General features: G+C 36.4%; 6 protein-coding genes and 1 other annotated feature. Of the genes, 4 read left to right on the top strand and 2 right to left on the bottom strand.

Annotated features, from left to right (window positions below; all coding sequences use genetic code 11):
• Positions 1 to 121 precede the first annotated feature (121 nt).
• On the bottom strand, positions 122 to 3,667 hold the full coding sequence (locus AC1VAQ_RS08915; protein ID WP_302599238.1) for a starch-binding protein: 3,546 nt from the start codon (positions 3,665 to 3,667) through the stop codon (positions 122 to 124).
• Between the two features lie 474 nt (positions 3,668 to 4,141).
• Between AC1VAQ_RS08915 and AC1VAQ_RS08920 the strand changes: the two genes are divergently transcribed.
• From AC1VAQ_RS08920 to AC1VAQ_RS08930, 3 genes are all read left to right on the top strand, one after another.
• Complete coding sequence (locus AC1VAQ_RS08920) at positions 4,142 to 8,173, top strand: X2-like carbohydrate binding domain-containing protein (RefSeq protein WP_302599239.1); 4,032 nt, start codon at positions 4,142 to 4,144, stop codon at positions 8,171 to 8,173.
• A gap of 80 nt (positions 8,174 to 8,253) precedes the next feature.
• The gene (locus AC1VAQ_RS08925; protein WP_479903816.1) at positions 8,254 to 12,006 is read left to right on the top strand and encodes a X2-like carbohydrate binding domain-containing protein; all 3,753 of its coding nucleotides are present in this window, start codon (positions 8,254 to 8,256) and stop codon (positions 12,004 to 12,006) included.
• A gap of 264 nt (positions 12,007 to 12,270) precedes the next feature.
• A complete protein-coding gene (locus tag AC1VAQ_RS08930) occupies positions 12,271 to 13,977 on the top strand; it encodes an ammonium transporter (RefSeq protein ID WP_303243986.1) in 1,707 nt (568 codons plus the stop codon).
• 246 nt (positions 13,978 to 14,223) lie between these two features.
• Here AC1VAQ_RS08930 and ileS read toward each other — a convergent pair whose 3' ends face one another.
• A complete protein-coding gene (gene ileS, locus AC1VAQ_RS08935) occupies positions 14,224 to 17,355 on the bottom strand; it encodes an isoleucine--tRNA ligase (RefSeq protein WP_303243985.1) in 3,132 nt (1,043 codons plus the stop codon).
• Positions 17,356 to 17,584: 229 nt separating this feature from the next.
• Positions 17,585 to 17,838: a binding site (T-box leader), on the bottom strand.
• 184 nt (positions 17,839 to 18,022) lie between these two features.
• Here ileS and AC1VAQ_RS08940 point away from each other — a divergent pair.
• Positions 18,023 to 20,011 carry a methyl-accepting chemotaxis protein gene (locus AC1VAQ_RS08940; protein WP_302600133.1) on the top strand — a complete coding sequence of 663 codons (1,989 nt, stop codon included), beginning with the start codon at positions 18,023 to 18,025 and terminating at the stop codon, positions 20,009 to 20,011.
• Positions 20,012 to 20,042 lie beyond the last annotated feature (31 nt).

Raw genomic sequence — 20,042 nt, forward strand, 5'->3', positions numbered from 1 at the left:
TTAAAAAAGGAGTTGCTGTATAAGGGGTTACAGCAGCTCCTTTCTTATTATCCGAACAAATTTTTGACATTTGAATATATATTTAATCAGAGGAGAATTTAAAATGAAAAAATAAGATTAATTATTGAAGTGTTGTCCAAACACCGTTATTTAAAATCATATTGTTTTCTAGGTCAAAACCTGTTTCACCTGAGCCAGGAACTTGTGCTGAACCGTTGGTGAATATTACTTTAGGGTCGTTCCAATTTTCTGTAAAGGTATAACTATAGATATTGTTACCTTCGTTTGTCATAGCTACACCAGGCCAAGAAGCGATTTGTAAAACAGAACCTGTACTTTCATCATAGATATAAGCGTTTACATTAGACCAGTTGTAAGCACTGTTATCAAAGTAAATCGTCTTTTCTGTAATAGGGTCGATGCTACCAGTATATGTTATCCAAGTATTATTTGTATAAATCATGCTTGGATTTTCTGTATTAAGCTCTAGTCCTGGTTCACCAGAACCTGGATATTGGCTACTGCCACCATTATTAAAGATAACACGCGCATTTTGCCAAGAACGAGGTAATTCATAGCTATAGATATTATTACCTTCATTTGTCATTTCGACACCTGGCCATGCACTAATCATTTCCACGCCAGAAGCATCTTCATTATAAATATAAGCATGTAAGTTAGACCAGTTGTAACTTGAATTATCGAAGTAAGCTTTTAATGTAGTAACATCTTCCTTGATATAAGTGTAAACTTCACTAATACTATCATCTTCGTTTGAAGCTGTTAGCGTAACAGTGATTTCACCTGGTGTCATATTTTCACCGATTTCAATTTGTGTACCATCAGTATATAAAATCTCTTCACCACCATTAATAGAATAAGTAGCAGAAGTAGCATTCTTAGCACCTAATGTGAGTGTAAGTGTATCTGTAAAGCTTGTGCCTTCAGGAGAAATACTGATTGATAAAGTATCATCTTGTGCTATAGGACAAAGTTCCCATGAACCATCTATATAGCATCTAGAGGCATCTACTGTTAAACCAGTTTTTGCAGGATATTGATTCGTGCCATCATTAAAGATGACTTTGCTATTTAACCAGCTCTTATCAAGTTCAATGCTATAAAGTCCATTGCCTTCATCTGTCATAGCAGTGCCAGGCCAAGCTGAAAGAATATTGGTAGTAGAACTACTTTCATCATAAACATAGGCATTAAGATTTGTGCCCCAGTTTGATGGTTTATACATAAAGAGTTTAAGTTCATCTTCTTTGACAGTTGGAGCAGTTTTAACTGGTGGTGGCGTAAGTGTCCATACACCATCCTTATACCATTGCTCGTCAGAGATTTTAAAGCCATCTTCGCCAGTGCCAGGGTCTTGGTTAGTTTTATCATTGAAGATAAAGTAAGCTTCTTCTAAATCAGGAGCTGTGAAGGTATACCAATTATTGCCTTCATCTGTCATTTTTACACCAGGCCAGCTAGGTGTAGTAACTGTTTCATCATCTGTATAGTAATAAACATAAGGTTCTGACCAGTCAGCAGGTTTATAAAAGTGAACAGTAGCAGGTGTGATGACTGTTTTTAAGTATGAATAAGTTTGCTCTACAGAGCCATAGTCATTAGAAGTTTTAATAGTGATAGTTGTAAGTGTTTCAAGTGGAAGGTCAGCATCTAAGTTAATAGTAGCTGTATTTTGGAATGTTACCCAATCCCCATCATTTACTTTGTAAGCACCGTTTGATGTATTTTTAAGAGATACATTAACATCTAGAGCATCCGTATAGTATTTGGTAACTTTATTAGATGCACCAGGATTAACAGAAATACTAGGAAGCTGAGAAGCAACTTTAAGTTCAAGTAAAATAACGCCATTGCTATCTGGAGTGATGGTAACGGTACCATTTTGAACAGTAGCTTCAGCACCTGTATAGGCATCACGAACGATAGAACCATCATTAAATACAGAAGAAACGTTGATAGTTTGTGTACCAGAAGCACCAAGGACAACGATAACATCATCATCTATGCCATTTTTATGATAGCTTCTTTGGAAAGTGTAAGGTGAACTATTAAGTTTGGTATGTGTACCAGCACCGATTGCAATATGGTCATTTCTAAATTGACCTACTTTTTGCCAGTGTGCAAGAGAAGCTGTATCCATATTGCTCCAGTTCATATCAGAACGTGTACCTTGATCCTTATCAGAACCACTTTCACCGCGTGATCTATTTGTTTCATCACCGTAGAAGATTTGAACAGCACCAGGAGAAAGAAGTAAGGTAGAGCCTAAGTTAATCATATTTGTTCTAGCAAGGTCTGTATCATGAGAAGAAATGTAACTAAGGACATTCCAAGAATCAGAGCTATTGATGCTATTGGCATAACTTTGATATGTACTATCAATAGAAGCAATATTACCATCCTTAGGGAAATTGAAGTTGATGACAGAATCAAATTTACCATCTGTGTGATAGTTAGATTGATTAGCACCATGACCAAATACCTCAGCAGTTGTCCAGAAATCTTCATCCCAATCAGCACCTGGTTTATCAGGATTATTTTGACGCCATTCTTTTAGCGCATCACTACAAGCATCTTTAAGTTGCGCCCATCTAAACATATCTACATGTTTTGCCGTATCTACACGGAAACCATCGATACCAAATTCTTTAACCCATGCAGCTAACCATTTTACTTGATAGTCAGAAGGCGAGATACCTAAATCTTGTCTTAAATTTTTAGCAGATGGTAAAATCCAAGCATCATAACCTGAAGTTTCTTTTGCCCATTTAGTTTTGAGGATAGGAGCTAATCCTTGATTACTTGTTACTTCAGTTTTTACATCAGGGAGACCAGATAAGTTTAATGTAAGGTCTGAACCACTACCAGCTGTATAACCTGATACTCCAGCACGAATCCATCCAGGACTCCACCATTTAGCCCATTCGCTCATATGCCCATTGTAATCAATAAGATTATGATAACTATGCCATGTTTCACCATTATTTTGATTAGGTCTCCAGTTGGCAAGTTGTGAAGCAGAAAGTGTAGTAGGATTGATATTATAATCAGACATATCTTGTAAGGTGAGGTAACCGACATGATTCATAACAACATCAAGTACAACACGAATGCCTTTTTCATGAGCTGTATCAACGAACTTTCTCATTTCTTCAATAGTACCCATGTTTTTATCCATCATAGTATAGTCAAGAGGATAGTACCCATGATAAGCATAATGCGCGAAATCGCCACTATCTCCGCCACCTACAAAACCATGAGCTTGTTCATAAGGAGCTGTAAGCCAAATGGTATTAACACCTAAATTTTCAAAATAACCATCATTTAATTTTTGAGTAAGTCCAGCAATATCACCACCATGGAAGGTTCCGATATTTTTGCCCCAGCTATCTGTTTTTACACGTCCATAGCTATTGTCGTTTGAGGTATTGCCGTTTACAAAACGGTCAGTAATGACGAAGTAAACAGTTGCATTATCCCAAGAAAAAACGTCATTTTCAGTATTACTTAGCAAGTTTACATTAGTAGTAGAGGTAGTTGTTGTATTTAAAACAGTAGACATTGGGGTGGCCATTAAGTTGGTAGAAAATAAGTTCTCACAGATGAAAGTCATGCTAACTAAAGTAGCCAATAAATTCTTTTTCATAGCATCCTCCTTATACTTTTAAGACTGATATAATTTCTAAAACGTTTCCGGAATCGATTTAGTAATTTGCTTTTATTTTAGCATGAAAAATTTATAATTCAATAAATTTTTAAAAAATTTTTGAAAAAATTTTGTATGTATTGCCTAACATAAAGCTTTTTAAAGGGGGGATAGAATGTGCAAATAATTAAATTTAGGCGGATACGTTATATAAAAATAGATGCATCTATTTATTACAGTAAAAGTGTTTTAGGGAAACGATAGAGCATGAGACAAGAACATAATAGGTCAATTGATGAATAATTTTTAATGTATTTTATGTGAAATTTATACGGTAAAAAAATTGATACAGATACAGAAAAACATCATAATAAGCTAAAAATAACATATTGCACTTAAGATATTTAAAGAGTATTGGTGAAAATATATAATTTAATTAAAGTTTGGAAAAGTCATAAAGTGTGGAGGGGAAATATGAGCAAGAGAATATTGAAGGAATTAGGTAAGACGATTAGGCACTATGCAAGGAAAGTAGTATTACCAGCCAGTCTAGCAATGCTATGTATTGCACCAAACTGTGTTTATGCGTATGATACGGAAGTTAACGAATGGAAAAATGTACAAATCGTTGGTGGCGGTATGATTACTGGTGTTGTATTTAGTGAAGCAGAAGAAGATTTAATTTATGCAAGAACAGATATGGGGGGGATTTACCGTTGGCAACCAGATTCAGAAACATGGAAACCACTTACTGACTGGGTAGGCCCAGAAATCTGGAGTAACTTAGGATGTGATGGCATTGCAACAGACCCATCAGATCCCAATAGAGTTTATGCCTTAATGGGTGAATATGATAATGGTTGGACAGATGTAAAAGGCGCTGTATTCTGTTCTGATGATAAAGGAGAAACATGGACTGTTTCAGAATTACCTTTCTTCTGTGCGAGTAATCAACAAGGACGTTTAATGGATGCAAGACTTACAGTAGACCCTAATAATTCAGCTATCTTATACTTAGGTTCAAGAAATGATGGATTATGGAAGAGTGAAGATTATGGTCAAACATGGAATCAAGTTACAAGTTTTGACATAGAAGGAGATTTTTTATATGACAAGGGAACTGTTTATGAAGGGCATTTAGGCATTACTTTTGTATTATGTGATAAAAATTCAAATGTCTCAGGAAAAGGTTCTCAAACTATTTATGTAGGTATAGGTAATAAAGAACATTCTATTTATAAAACAACAGATGGCGGTAATACATGGGCGCCACTTGCAGATGAGCCACGTGGCAAGATTGTAGATGAAGCAACTCAGTCTTGGGAAATTCAAGATGGCGATACATATTTACCACAACAAGCATATTTAACGAAAGATGGTATGCTCTATGTGACCTATGCTACAGAAGCAGGACCATATGCGTCAGGTTATGGGGATGTATGGAAGTATAATACAAATACGGAGGAATGGAAACTTGTAAGTCCAGTTTCTAGTAAGAATGCACCAAATGATCCTTGGTATGGTTATCAAGGTCTTGCAGTAGATCCACAAAATGAAAATAATATCGTTGTAACATGCCAATCTTGGTGGCCAGATATGCTGATGTATAGAAGCACAGATGGTGGGGAAACTTGGGAAAATGTTTGGGAATGGACTAGCTATCCAGAACGTAATATCAAATGTGATATAGATATTTCAGTAGCGCCATGGCTTGACTGGGGTAGTACACATGGACCAGATAATAATGCAGAAGCATCGCCAAAAATTGGTTGGAACGTAGGGGCTATTGCTATTGACCCATTTAACTCAGATAGAATGATGTATGGTACAGGTGCTACACTTTATGGTACAGATAATTTAACAAACTGGGATAAAGGGGAAAAATTTAATATAGAAGTAAAAGCTAAAGGTATTGAAGAAACAGTATCTAATGCACTTATTACAATTCCAGATACAGAAGATGATGGGCTTGTAAGTAGCTTATGGGATATTAATGGTTTCTATCATGAAGATATTACGAAAGTACCTGAAATTTTAGCGAATGTAAGTGCAGGCAATAAATATTCTACATTAAATAGTTCTGTAGACGTAGATTACGCAGAACTTAATCCAAGTATTGTTGTACGTGTAGGAGAAAGAACAGCTGTAGACGGCTATGGCAACTACTTAAATGGTATGATGACTTCTAAAGATGGCGGTAAGACATTCTCACCAATCCATGACCGAATTGGTAATAGTAATGGTAGAGGTGAAGTAGCTGTTTCTGCTGATGGTAGCATCTTCTTATGGGCAACAGAAGATGAAGCAGTAAGTTGGTCAAAAGGTGGTTATAACTGGACAGCTAGTACAGGAATTCCAGTAGCTGCAAATATTTGTTCAGATAGAGTAAATCCAAATGTATTCTATGGTTATAGTGGCGGCAAGGCTTATGTTAGTACAGATGCCGCTAAGAGTTTTACAGAAGTAAGTGTAGAAGGATTGCCAAGTGTGACATCAAATACTATGAATATTAAAGGCGTAAGAGGTTACGAAGGTCACGTATGGATGGGAACAGCTAAAGCAGACGATAAGAATGCTAATGGATTCTGGTTCTCAGAAGACTTTGGTCAAACTTATACAAAACTTACAACAGTAGATGCTGTAACAGCATTTGGTTTTGGTAAAGCAAAAGAAGAAGGTGGCTATCCAGCAATTTATATTGTAGGTCAAGTAGAAGGTAAAGATGGTTTCTTCAGATCTGATGATCAAGGTGCAACATGGACACGTATTAATGATGATAATCACCAATATGGTTTAGTAGATCCATGCTGCGATGTAACAGGTGACTATGATGTATATGGTAGAGTTTATATTGGAACAAATGGTCGGGGAATCGTTTATTCAGACACAGGTAGTGGCACAATAACAACACCAAGTGCAACAATTTCAGCTACAACAGCTGTCTTTGATAAAAAAACAGATTTACAAAAAGACGTAACAGTAACGGTTAATGCAAATGGTAATACACTAGAAGCTGTTAAAATTGGGGATAAGGTGTTAGTAGAAGGTGAAGATTATACAGTTGCTGGGGATAAAGTGACTATTCTCAAAGAATTTTTAGCTACACAGGAAGATGGTAAGCTCAAAGTAACCTTTGACTTTAATGAAGGAAATGACCCAGTACTTACAATCACTGTTAAAGAAACAGTTGTTAGTGCTAGTTTAAGTAAAACAGAAGCTAGTTTTGATAAGAAAACAGAATTACAAGAAGATGTTGTTGTAACATTTGAGGCAAATGGCAACGCATTAGAAGCTATTAAAAATGGTGATGTTGTATTAGTTGAAGGGACAGATTATGTAGTAGAAGATAATAAAGTAACTATTCTTAAAGATTATCTGACTCAGTTAGAAGAAGGTAAAGTAGCTTTAGTCTTTGACTTTAATAAAGGTGAAGACCCAGTACTTACAATTGATGTGACAAAGACAGTTGTAAGTGCAACACTTGAAACAACAACAGAATCATTTGACCAGGCAAGTGTAAGTGATGTGGAAGTGGGGATGATACTTAACGGCAATACATTAGTAGCAGTTAAGAAAGATAATGCAGCACTTACAGTAGGTAAAGAATACACAGTAGTAGAGGATAAAGTTATATTTGCAGCAGATTATCTTGCAACACTTAGTAAAGGTGCACATGAATTTGTATTTGAATTTAGTGAAGGAAACAGTGCAAGCTTTGTAATCAATGTAGTGAATACTGCAGAAAAAGATTCTGTTGTAACACCAGATGAGGCTACATTTGATAAAAATGTGGAAATGCAAGCGGATGTGGTTGTAAATGTAGAACTAAATGGTAATACATTAGAAGCCATCAAACTTGGTGATAATGTACTTGTATCAGGTATAGAGTACATTGTCGGTGAAGAGGGTACAATTACATTCCCAGCAAGTTACCTTCAAACTTTGGCTAAAGGCACATATGATTTTACCTTTGAATTTAGTGCAGGTGAAAAACAAGTTGTTAAAGTAGTGGTTGTTGATACTACAAAAACAGAAGTTGCAGAAGGTGCTATTGTAGTAGAAGTTGTTAATAAAAATGGCATCAGCACAAATGCACTTGCTCATACATTTAAATTAAAAGTAAAAGATGATAGTGAATTTGATATATCAAAGCTTTCAATTCGTTATTACTTTACAAATGAAGAGTTAGGAGTAGGTACAAATTGCTGGATTGATACAGCAGCAGCGCAATATACATGCGCACCTTGGTATGTAAGTTTAACAGATAAAGTAAGCGGTGTAGTAAAAGATATGGAACAAGTAACAGATACAGCAAATCAATATGCTGAGATTACATTTACCGATGATGGTGTACTTAATAATACATGTACATTACAAGTAGATACACGTATTGCAAATAATAACTGGTCAGCATTTAATCAAAGCAATGATTTCTCATATGAAGATGCTACAAAAGTTGCAGTATTCTATGATGGAGAGCTTATAAGCGGCAGTATGCCACAATAGGAATCTAAGGCTGAAAGTGGTGTTACGAGATTGTCAATAGTTTCGCAACACCTTTTTCTTTAAGAATAGGGGAGGAAAATATGAGTAAAAGAATATTGAGGGATTTGACACAAACAATTAAACGTTATGCAAGAAAAGTAGTATTACCCATGGGACTGGCAATGATGGTAATAGCACCTAACTGTGTATATGCATTTGATACGGAAGCGAATGAGTGGAAAAATGTACAAATTTATGGGGGCGGAATGATGACAGGGGTTGTTTTCAGCCCGGCAGAGAAAGACTTAATCTATTCGAGAACTGATATGGGAGGCGTATATCGCTGGATTCCAGAGACAGAAAGCTGGAAACCACTTACTGACTGGGTTGGCGCAGATATGTGGAGCAATTTAGGCTGTGATGGTATTGCAGTAGATCCAAGTGATGCTAATCGCGTTTATATGCTTATGGGAGAGTATGATAATGGCTGGACAGATGTACCAGGGGCTGTATTTTGTTCTAATGATAAAGGAGATACATGGACAGTATCTGAACTTCCATTTTTCTGCGGTTCAAATATGCAAGGGAGACTAATGAATGGAAGATTAACAGTTGACCCTAATAATTCAGCAGTTTTATATCTTGGTTCTAGAAATGATGGCTTATGGAAAAGTGAAGACTATGGTTTAACATGGAATAAGATGTCTAATTTCGATATAGAAGGTGATTTCTTCTATGATAAAGGAGAAGCTTATGGTGGCCATTTAGGAATTACTTTTGTATTATGTGACCCAAGATCTAACTTGGAAGGTAAAGGGTCTCAAACGATATATGTAGGAATTGGAAATAGTGAACATTCTATTTATAAAACAACGGATGGTGGAGAAACATGGGCACCAGTAGTAGGAGAGCCACGTGGTAAGGTTACGAATGAAGCAACAGGTGAATGGAATATGGTAGATGGTGATACATATTTACCACAACAAGTTTATTTAACTAAAGAGGGTATTATGTATGTGACATATGCCACAGAAGCTGGTCCATATGCATCAGGATATGGTGATGTGTGGAAGTATAATACGAATACAGAAGAATGGAAACTTATAAGTCCGAAATCTAGTATAAAGGCACCAGATGACCCATGGTATGGATATCAAGGTCTAGCAGTAGATCCACAAGATGAAAATACACTTGTTGTAACAGGACAATCATGGTGGCCAGATATGATGATGTATAGAAGTACAGATGGTGGAGAAACATGGACAAATGTTTGGGAATTTACCAGTTATCCAGATAGGGATATTAAATGTAATATTGATATTTCAGAAGCACCTTGGCTTGATTGGGGCAGCACACATACACCAGATTATAATTCAGTAGCTTCTCCTAAAATTGGATGGAACTGCGGCGCAATTGCTATTGACCCATTTAATTCGGATAGGATGATGTATGGTACAGGTGCAACACTTTATGGAACAGATAATTTAACCAACTGGGATAAAGGGGAGAAATTTGATATTAAGGTAAGAGCAAAGGGGATTGAAGAAACTGTAAGTAATGCGCTTCTTGTTATACCAGACACAGAAGATGATGGACTTATCACAAGTTTATTCGATATTAATGGATTTTATCATGAAGATATAACCAAGGTACCTACAATTATGGCGAATATGAATGGAGATAAATATGAATCACTAGAAAGTTCTGTGGATGCAGATTATGCAGAACTTAACCCTAAAATTGTATTCCGTGTAGGAGAGAGAAGGGCTATAGATAGTTATGGTAGTTATGCAAATGGTATGACGATATCAAAAGATGGTGGCAAAACATTTTCATTAATTCATGATCGTATAGGAAATAGTGAAGGCGGCGGAGAAGTAGCAGTTTCAGCAGATGGTAGTGTTGTACTTTGGGCTACGCCGGATGAACCTGTATCTTGGTCAAAAGGTGGCTACAATTGGAAAGCATGCGAAGGTATCCCAACGAATGCAATGATTGCTTCCGATCGTGCAAATGCAAATATGTTTTATGGATGCAGTAAAGATGGCAAAGTTTATTATAGTACAGACTTAGGAAAAACTTTTGAAGAAGGTCAGATTGAAGGATTACCAGCTGTAGGTAGTGCCCAAGATTTAAATATTAAGGCTGTAAAAGGTTTTGAAGGGCATGTTTGGGTAGGAACCAATAAAGGTGATAAGGGTACAAATGGATTATGGCATTCTACAGATGGTGGTAAGACTTATACAAAGTTAGATACAGTAGAAGGAGCTCTTTCATTTGGCTTTGGTAAGGCAAAAGAAGAAGGTGGCTATCCAGCAATTTATATGGCAGGTATAGTAGAAGGAAAGAATGGATTCTTTAGATCTGATGACATGGGTGAGACATGGACACGAATTAATGATGATGAACATCAATATGGATTAGTGGACCCTGGATGTGATATAACAGGAGATTTTGATACATATGGAAGAGTTTATATTGGAACAAATGGCCGCGGAGTTGTTTATGCTGATACAGGTAGCGGGACTGTTGCAGTACCAAATGCATCAATTTCGGAAATAACAGCTATATTCGATAAAAAAGAAGAATTACAAAAAGATGTAACAGTTACAGTGAATGCAAATGGTCATACACTTAAATCACTTAAGGCCAACGATGAGGTATTAGTGGAGGGTGAAGATTACATAGTTGATGGAGATGAAGTAACAATTCTTAAGGCATTCTTAGCAAAACAAGAGAATGGCTTAGTAAAAATAACTTTTGACTTTGATAATGGAAAAGACCCTATCCTTACAATCAATATTAAAGAAACAATTAATAATGCAACGCTTGAAACCTCAACGGCATCATTCGATCAAGCAAGTGCTAGTGACGTAGAAGTAGGGATGATACTTAACGGCAATACATTAATAGCAGTTAAGAAAGATAATGTAGCACTTACAGCAGGCAAAGAATACACAGTAGTAGGGGATAAGGTTATATTTGCAGCAGATTATCTTGCAACACTTAGTAAAGGTGCGCATGAATTTGTATTTGAATTCAGTAAGGGAAATAATGCAGGTTTTGTAATTAACGTAGTGAATACTGCAGAGAAAGATTCTGTTGTAACACCAGATGAGGCTACATTTGATAAAAATATGGAAATGCAAGCGGATGTAGCTGTAAATGTAGAACTAAATGGTAATACATTAGAAGCCATCAAACTTGGTGATAATGTACTTGTATCAGGTATAGAGTACATTGTCGGTGAAGAGGGTACAATTACATTCCCAGCAAGTTACCTTCAAACTTTGGCTAAAGGCACATATGATTTTACCTTTGAATTTAGTGCAGGTGAAAAACAAGTTGTTAAAGTAGTGGTTGTTGATACTACAAAAACAGAAGTTGCAGAAGGTGCTATTGCAGTAGAAGTTGTTAACAAAAATGGCATCAACACAAATGCACTTGCTCATACATTTAAATTAAAAGTAGAAGATGATAGTGAGTTTGATATATCAAAACTATCAATTCGCTACTACTTTACAAATGAGAGTCCAGAAGTAGGTGCAACATGTTGGATTGATACAGCAGCAGCTCAATACACGGGTGCGCCTTGGTATGTAAGTTTGACAGATAAAGTAACAGGTATAGTAAAGAATATGGAGCAAGCAACTGATACAGCTAATCAGTATGTAGAACTGACATTTGCGGATGCAGGCATACTGAATAATACATGCACATTACAAATAGATACACGTGTTGCAAATAATAACTGGTCAGCATTTGATCAAAGCAATGACTTCTCATATGAAGATGCTACAAAGATTGCAGTATTCTATGATGGAGAACTTATAAGTGGTGCTCTTCCTAATTAAGTTAAATATGTTTAAACAAAAAAATCAAAAAAATGTGAAAAAACTATATAATTATTGCATATAATGTGATAGAATACAGAGGAATAAAAAATACGTGATAGCAAAGGCGCTATAGATTATAAATCTATAGCGCCTTTTTGCTATTTGCTAGAAGGTTAACATGTGAAGGTACTACTTTAGTTAGTTGATAAAGAAACAGTTAAGGGACATTAGAATAACGATAAAAGGGAGATTTATGTGAGAAAACAAAGTAGATTAGGGGGAATGAGTATGTATTCATCATCAAGTACAATTTGGGTATTAGTAGCCGCAGCATTGGTATTTTTTATGCAAGCTGGCTTCGCTATGGTTGAGACAGGATTTACAAGGGCTAAAAATGCAGGAAATATTATTATGAAAAATTTAATGGACTTTTCAATTGGTACACCAATTTACTGGTTGTTTGGTTTTGGATTAATGTTTGGTGGTAGCAGTGCTCTAATAGGCGGAATTGATTTATTTAGTATGGGAGGATATGCAGATGTATTGCCATCAGGTGTTCCTAAATATGCCTTCTTTATTTTCCAAACAGTATTCTGTGCTACAGCAGCCACAATTGTTTCCGGTGCCATGGCTGAAAGAACGAAGTTTATTTCATATTGTATATATAGTGCAATTATCAGTGCAATAATCTACCCTATATCAGGACATTGGATTTGGGGTGGTGGCTGGCTTGCACAATTAGGATTTCATGATTTTGCAGGTTCAACAGCAGTTCATATGGTAGGTGGTGTAGCAGCCTTTGTAGGTGCTGCTATATTAGGACCTAGAATTGGTAAGTACTCAAAAGATGGTAAACCAAAAGCTATTCCAGGTCATAGTTTAACACTTGGTGCTTTAGGTGTATTTATTTTATGGTTCTGTTGGTTTGGATTTAATGGTGGCTCTACAGTATGTGCAGAAGGTGACGATGCACTTATCGCAATGGGTTCTATCTTTACAACAACTAACTTAGCAGCAGCGGTTGCAACAGTAACAACCATGATTATTACATGGGTACGTTATAAAAAACCAGATGTTTCTATGACACTTAATGGCTCACTTGCAGGGCTCGTAGCCATCACAGCAGGTTGCGATGTAGTAGATCCTGTTGGCGCATTCTTTATTGGTCTTATTGCTGGCTTCGTAGTAGTATTTGGGATTGAGTTTATTGATAAAGTAGTAAAAGTTGATGATCCTGTTGGTGCAGTAGGTGTTCATGGTATGTGTGGTGCAACAGGTACAATTTTAACAGGTTTATTTTCAACTTCAGAAGGTCTATTCTATGGTCATGGTGCTAGATTCCTAGGCGTTCAGATATTAGGTGTTATTGCTGTTATTGCTTGGGTTGCAATTATGATGACAATTGTATTCCAAGTTTTAAAACATACTATAGGTTTAAGAGTTACAGCACAAGAGGAAATTAGTGGTTTGGATTTACCAGAGCATGGATTAGTAAGTGCTTATGCAGATTTTTATACAATGGGTGGTATGTCAACAAGTGAAATTGCTACAACAATAGATACAGGTAAAGTAACTCCAGAAGTTGCTATCCCAGTAGAAAAAGTAGCTAAAACACCATCAGTAGGTTCTGATGTAAAGATGACGCAAATTAGGATTATCACAAAGGAAAGCCAGTTCGAAACATTAAAGATAGCCATGAATCGTATTGGCATTACAGGTATGACAGTCAATCATGTCTTAGGTTGTGGCATGCAAAAAGGTGCTACAGAACTCTATCGTGGTACACCTTTGGAAATCAATTTACTTCCTAAGATTCAAGTAGATATTGTAGTTTGCAAAGTACCAGTAGAAACAGTCGTTGAAACAGCCAAACGTGTCCTCTACACAGGCCATATCGGCGATGGCAAAATCTTTATCTATGACGTAGAAAACGTCATTAAGGTAAGAACAGGCCAGGAAGGCTATAGTGCCCTTCAAGATGTAGAATAAAAGTTAATAAGTGACTTTGAAAATACAAAGGAGCTCCTGCGAAGCTAGTCAAATAGTTTCGCAGGAGCTCCTTTTATATACCTAACTCGTTAGAGAAAATAAGTTACCAATACTTCAATGTAGCTAATTAACTTAATTTTATCTAAGCTTTGAGTGGCGCCAGATTTAAGGAAAATTAGAGGGGCACGTATCCACAATCTTAGTATCAAAAAAAGTCCGCAGCACTTTATTGCTGCGGACTTTGGATTAGGCTTTCTTTACTGAGAATGTAACAGCTTCACCGTTAAGTTTCCAGTCTTTTGTATAGCCATCAACAGTTCCTTCGATAACGCTATTAGCTAATACTTCTGATGCGATGTAATCAGCATTTTTAGCCATGATAGCGCCTACTTTTTCGTTACCTGTATAAGCTACTTCAATGTGATCTTGAACTTCGAAGTCAGCTTCTTTTCTCATTGTTTGGATTTTAGAGATGATTTCACGTACGAAACCTTCTTCGAGAAGTTCTTCTGTAAGAGCTGTATCGATTACTACTGTGTAACCTTTATCAGCAGCAGCTACATAACCTTCTTTTTGAGCTGTACTAATTAAGAGGTCATCTTTAGTAAGTTCAATTTCTTGCCCTTCGATTGTTAATTTTAATACGCCTGTTTCATTAAGCTCGGCCATAGCAGCTGTTCCGTCAAGTTCTGTAAGGGTGCTGCGGATAGCGTTAAGCATTTTACCATATTTTGGTCCTAATGTACGCATTTGTGGTTTGAAGCTGTATGAAATGAAGTCAGCAGCTTCTGTTGTGAATTCTACGTGTTTAACGTTTAATTCTTCTGCTACGATATCAATGAATTCCCCTGGTAAAACTTCTGTAGCACCTACATAAAGAGTACCGATTGGCTGACGGTTTTTGATACCGCTTTCGTTACGGCAGCTACGTCCAAGTACTACGATATCAAGTACTTCATCCATGTGTTTTTCAAGTTCTTTGTCTACCATTGATTCATCACATACAGGGAAGTCACATAAGTGAACACTTGCAGGTGCAGTTTCATCAACGGATTTAACAAGGTTTTGATAGATTTGTTCTGCCATAAATGGTGTGAATGGTGCCGCAAGTTTTGCAAGTGTTACAAGTACTGTATGAAGTGTTTTGTAAGCATTGATTTTGTCTTGTGGCATATCACTTTGCCAGAATCTTTCACGACTACGACGAACATACCAGTTAGATACTTCGTCGATGAAGTCTTGCATATCACGAGCAGCTTCGAAGATGCGGTAGTTTTCAAGATTTTCATCTACTGTTTTAACGAGTGTATGAAGTTTTGAAAGTACCCATTTATCCATCATGTTAAGTGATGCATAATCTAGTTCATATTTAGTTGGGTCGAAGTTGTCGATGTTTGCGTAAAGTACATAGAATGCATATGTGTTCCAGAATGTACCCATGAATTTACGTTGTGATTCGCTAACGTTTTCAGCTGCGAAACGGCTTGGAAGCCATGGTGCAGAAGCTGAGTAGAAGTACCAACGAACAGCGTCAGCGCCTTGTGCATCAAGTACTGTCCAAGGATCTACTACGTTACCTTTATGTTTACTCATTTTGATACCATCTTTGTCGCCAACGTGTCCAAGAACGATAACGTTTTTGTATGGTGCTTTATCAAAGATAAGAGTTGAGATTGCCATTAGCGTATAGAACCATCCACGAGTTTGGTCAACAGCTTCTGAGATGAAGTCTGCTGGGTAATTTTCTTCGAAGATTTCTTTGTTTTCAAATGGGTAGTGCCATTGTGCGAAAGGCATTGAACCACTATCATACCAACAGTCAATAACGTCTGAAACTCTTGTCATTGTGCCACCACATTCAGGACAGTTAAGGTGAACATTATCAATGTATGGTTTATGAAGCTCGATGTTTTCTGGACAGTCAGAACTCATTGATTTAAGTTCTTCGATGCTGCCGATAAGGTGTTTATGTCCACATTTACATTCCCAGATAGGAAGTGGTGTACCCCAGTATCTTGAACGTGAAAGACCCCAGTCAATAACGCCTTCAAGGAAGTTTCCGAAACGACCTTCACCGATTGATGGAGGTATCCAGTTAACTGTGTTATTGTTTTTAACTAATCTATCACGTACTTTAGTCATTTCGATGAACCATGTGTCACGTGCATAGTAAAGAAGTGGTGTATCACATCTCCAGCAGTGTGGATAGCTATGTGTATGAGGAATAGCTTTGAATAATGTTTCTTTAGATGCTAAGAATTTAAGAATTTCTGGGTCAGCATCTTTAACAAATACATCTTTAAGATGTGGGAATACTGCTGTGAATTCTTCTGTGAAGTAACCTTGTTCGTTAACAAGCTGTACGAATGGAAGGTTGTTTTCGCGGCCAACTCTTGCATCATCTTCACCAAATGCAGGAGCGATATGAACGATACCTGTACCATCTGTAAGTGTTACATAGTTATCAGCTACTACGAAGTAAGCTTTTTTATCTGTTTTTACAAAATCGAAGAGTGGTGCGTATTCCATACCACAAAGGTCTTTACCTGGGAATTTAGCTACGATTTCTACACCTTCTGTGCCAAGGTTAGCTTCTACTAAAGCTTCAGCTAAAATGTAAGTTGTACCATCTAAAGTAGCTCTTACATATGTGTGCTCTGGATTTACGCAGAGTGCAACGTTTGATGGAAGAGTCCATGGTGTTGTTGTCCAAGCAAGAAGGTATGTGTTTTCTTCGCCTACTACTTTGAATTTACATGTAGCTGTTTGGTCTTTGATATCTTTGTAACCTTGAGCTACTTCGTGTGAAGAAAGTGATGTTCCACAACGTGGGCAGTAAGGTACGATTTTATGTCCTTTGTAGATAAGGTCTTTATCCCAAATTTGACGAAGTGACCACCATACTGATTCGATATAGTTGTTGTCATAAGTTACATATGGATGTTCCATGTCCACCCAGTAACCAACGCGGTCAGACATTTTTTCCCATTCGCTTTGGTATTTCCAAACACTTTCTTTACATTTTTCAATGAATGGTTCGATACCGTATTCTTCGATTTGTGGTTTACCACTGATACCAAGAAGTTTTTCAACTTCAAGTTCTACTGGAAGACCGTGTGTGTCCCAACCAGCTTTACGAAGTACTTTATAACCTTTCATAGTTTTGTAACGTGGCATGATATCTTTCATTGTACGTGTTAAGATATGACCAATATGTGGTTTACCATTTGCTGTAGGAGGGCCATCATAAAATGTGAAAACTGGGCCACCTTCTCTTGATTTGATTGATTCTTCAAATACATTGTTTTTCTTCCAAAAATCTAAAACTTCGAGTTCTCTATCAACGAAGTTCAGATTGGTATCTACCTTCTTGTACATACTATTCCTCCTAATATTAATTGTAGAAATTTAAAAGTGTAATTTTCCATAAAGGTTTTATATAAATATATAAAATCACATATGTATAAAGACAAGTTATTTTAAGCCTAGGCTCTACTTCTTAGTTATAACCAAATTTCTTAAATATTAGTCTTTAACATATGAAGGGTACTGGATTCAGGATTCTAAATGTAGGTAAAAAACGCAACAAAAAAGCTCCTTCATCCATTAACAGGACGAAAGAGCACTATATACGTCATCTTCCGCGGTACCACCTGATTTGCCTTCTATAAAGAAGACCGCTCGTTATACCTTTCCTTACGGTAACGGTAGGAAACCGTCAGAGTCTACTCATAAACCTAAGGCTTATGTTCGGTCTGCCACTCCAAGGCGATTTTTCCTAAATTCTATCGTGTGAGCTTCCACCAACCTCACTCGCTGAGACGCATCAAATGTAGTACTTGTCCTCTTCATAGTGTTTAGAGTTTATAAATAAATTAATAGTAACATTATAAAGTCAAAATTTGATTTTGTAAAGGGGAAGTAGGGGAAATACATAACGATTAAAGGGATATATTACACATTCATAAAATGGAAAAAAATGTTAAATGTTGAAAGGAAAAGGTCGATATTTAGATGAAGAAACAAATTTATAAAGGAGTTAGTAATGCGTAATAGAGATAAGAAAAGCTTAAAGGTAATTTTTATTTCATCCTATTTATTGATTGGGATTTTACCTATGATGATTATTGCAGGGATTTTTGGAGGTATTATTAAACAGTCAATTTATAGAAGTCAAGCCAATGCTATGAATCAAATATCAAGCATGGTAACCAATAATATTGATATATGGGGAGATAAGAATATTGTTCTTGTGGAAGAAGTTGCCTATTCTCAAGTAATAAAAAATGGCGGGATAGAGCATGTTGAAGAAGAACTTAAACTAAGAATCGAGCAAGACAATACTATTGAAAATATATTTTATGTAGACACTACAGGAAGGGTATTGGCCAATGGGCTAGGCTCGTTAGGCGAAAACATGGCGGATAAGGAATATTTTCAAGAAGCCTTAAAAGGTCATAGTTATGTTAGTGAGGTTTTTATAGAAGATGAAGTGCCTTATATTGCTTTTTCAGCACCAGTTAGAAATGATGGCAATATAACAGGCGTTATTATTAGTCAGGTAGCAATTTGGGGCTTAGATAATATAGTAGGAGATGTAATTTTCTCTGAAGAAAGTACCATTTTTGCCTTTGATCGAAAAGGAGACGTTACTTGGCACATAGATAAGAGTCGAATAGATAATGAGAATTTATTAGATGAAACGCATGAGATGTTTATGAATGTAGTTGATATGGCGTTAAGGGGAAATCGAAGCACAGCTATAATACCGTTTGATGGAAAAAGTCAGCTAGTAGTATGTAACTTTATTGATTCGCTAAACTGGGGAACTATAACAGCTATACCACTTAATGAACTCTATGCTGGATTTATAGGGGTTATAAAGATAGGTATTCCTGTAGGGATATTAATTTTAATAGGGATTATAGTTCTTGCTATGAGACAGGAAGCCAGAATAGTAAAACCAGTTACTGCATTAGCAGATTTGGCACAAAGAGTTGCTAAAGGAGACTTAACTATTAAAGCAGAGATTGATGGTGCAAAAGAATTAAAAGTTATTAGTGATGCTTTTAATGAAATGATTTATTCATTAAGGAAATTAGCAGGTGGCATTTATGAGAAAAATGGTAATTTACAAGAAGCTGCTGAGACATTGGTAACGATCTTTAAGGGAGCAGAAGGTGCTAATAAAGAAATGGCTAAGGCCATGACAGAGATATCAGAAGGTGCTATTGTACAAGCTAACCAAACAGAAGAAGTTCTATCAGGTACTAAGGATTTAAATGAAAAGGTAGAAGAAGTTAAAGTAAAATTAGTAGAAATAAATCAAACTATTGAAGCATCTAAAAATGTTTTAGTTAAAGCTCAAGGTGAGGTAAATGGTTTAAAAGAGGAAACAGCAAATCAAAGAAAGCTTGTAAGTAATACAGTACAAGAAGTAAGCGAATTAGAAGGTGCAGTAGGGCATATTAACAAAATTACACAAACAATTAATGCGATTGCTGATCAAACACATTTATTAGCTTTAAATGCTAGTATTGAAGCTGCACGTGCAGGAGAAAGTGGCAAAGGCTTTGCCGTAGTTGCAGCAGAAATTGGGAATTTAGCTGCTCAATCACAAAGTGCAACGAAAGATATTACAACTATCTTAGAAAACATTCAGCATCAAACAGAAACGACTAAGTCGCTGATGAATCAAATTGATACAACTATGGGTGAACAAGCTAAATCAGTTGCAGAGACATATGAGGTATTTAAGCAAGTAGAAGAAGCAGATAAGATGATCATAAATGGAATTATAGACTTTAGTAGCACAGTTGACTATATTGATGAATTTAGTCAAAACTTACTTAAAGTAACAGGTGCTCTTGCTAATATAGCGGAAGAAAGTGCAGCAACAACAGAAGAAACCACAGCTTCTCTTCAGGAGCAGCTTACAATAATGAAAAATCTTAATCAGCTTAGTGAAGATATTAAGGAGAATATTCACGAACTTCAACTTAGCATTGAACATTTTAAGATAGAGAAAAAGTAGTTTAATATAAAGTAACTAGATAAGGAGGACG

It is taken from the genome of Cellulosilyticum sp. (assembly GCF_982396655.1).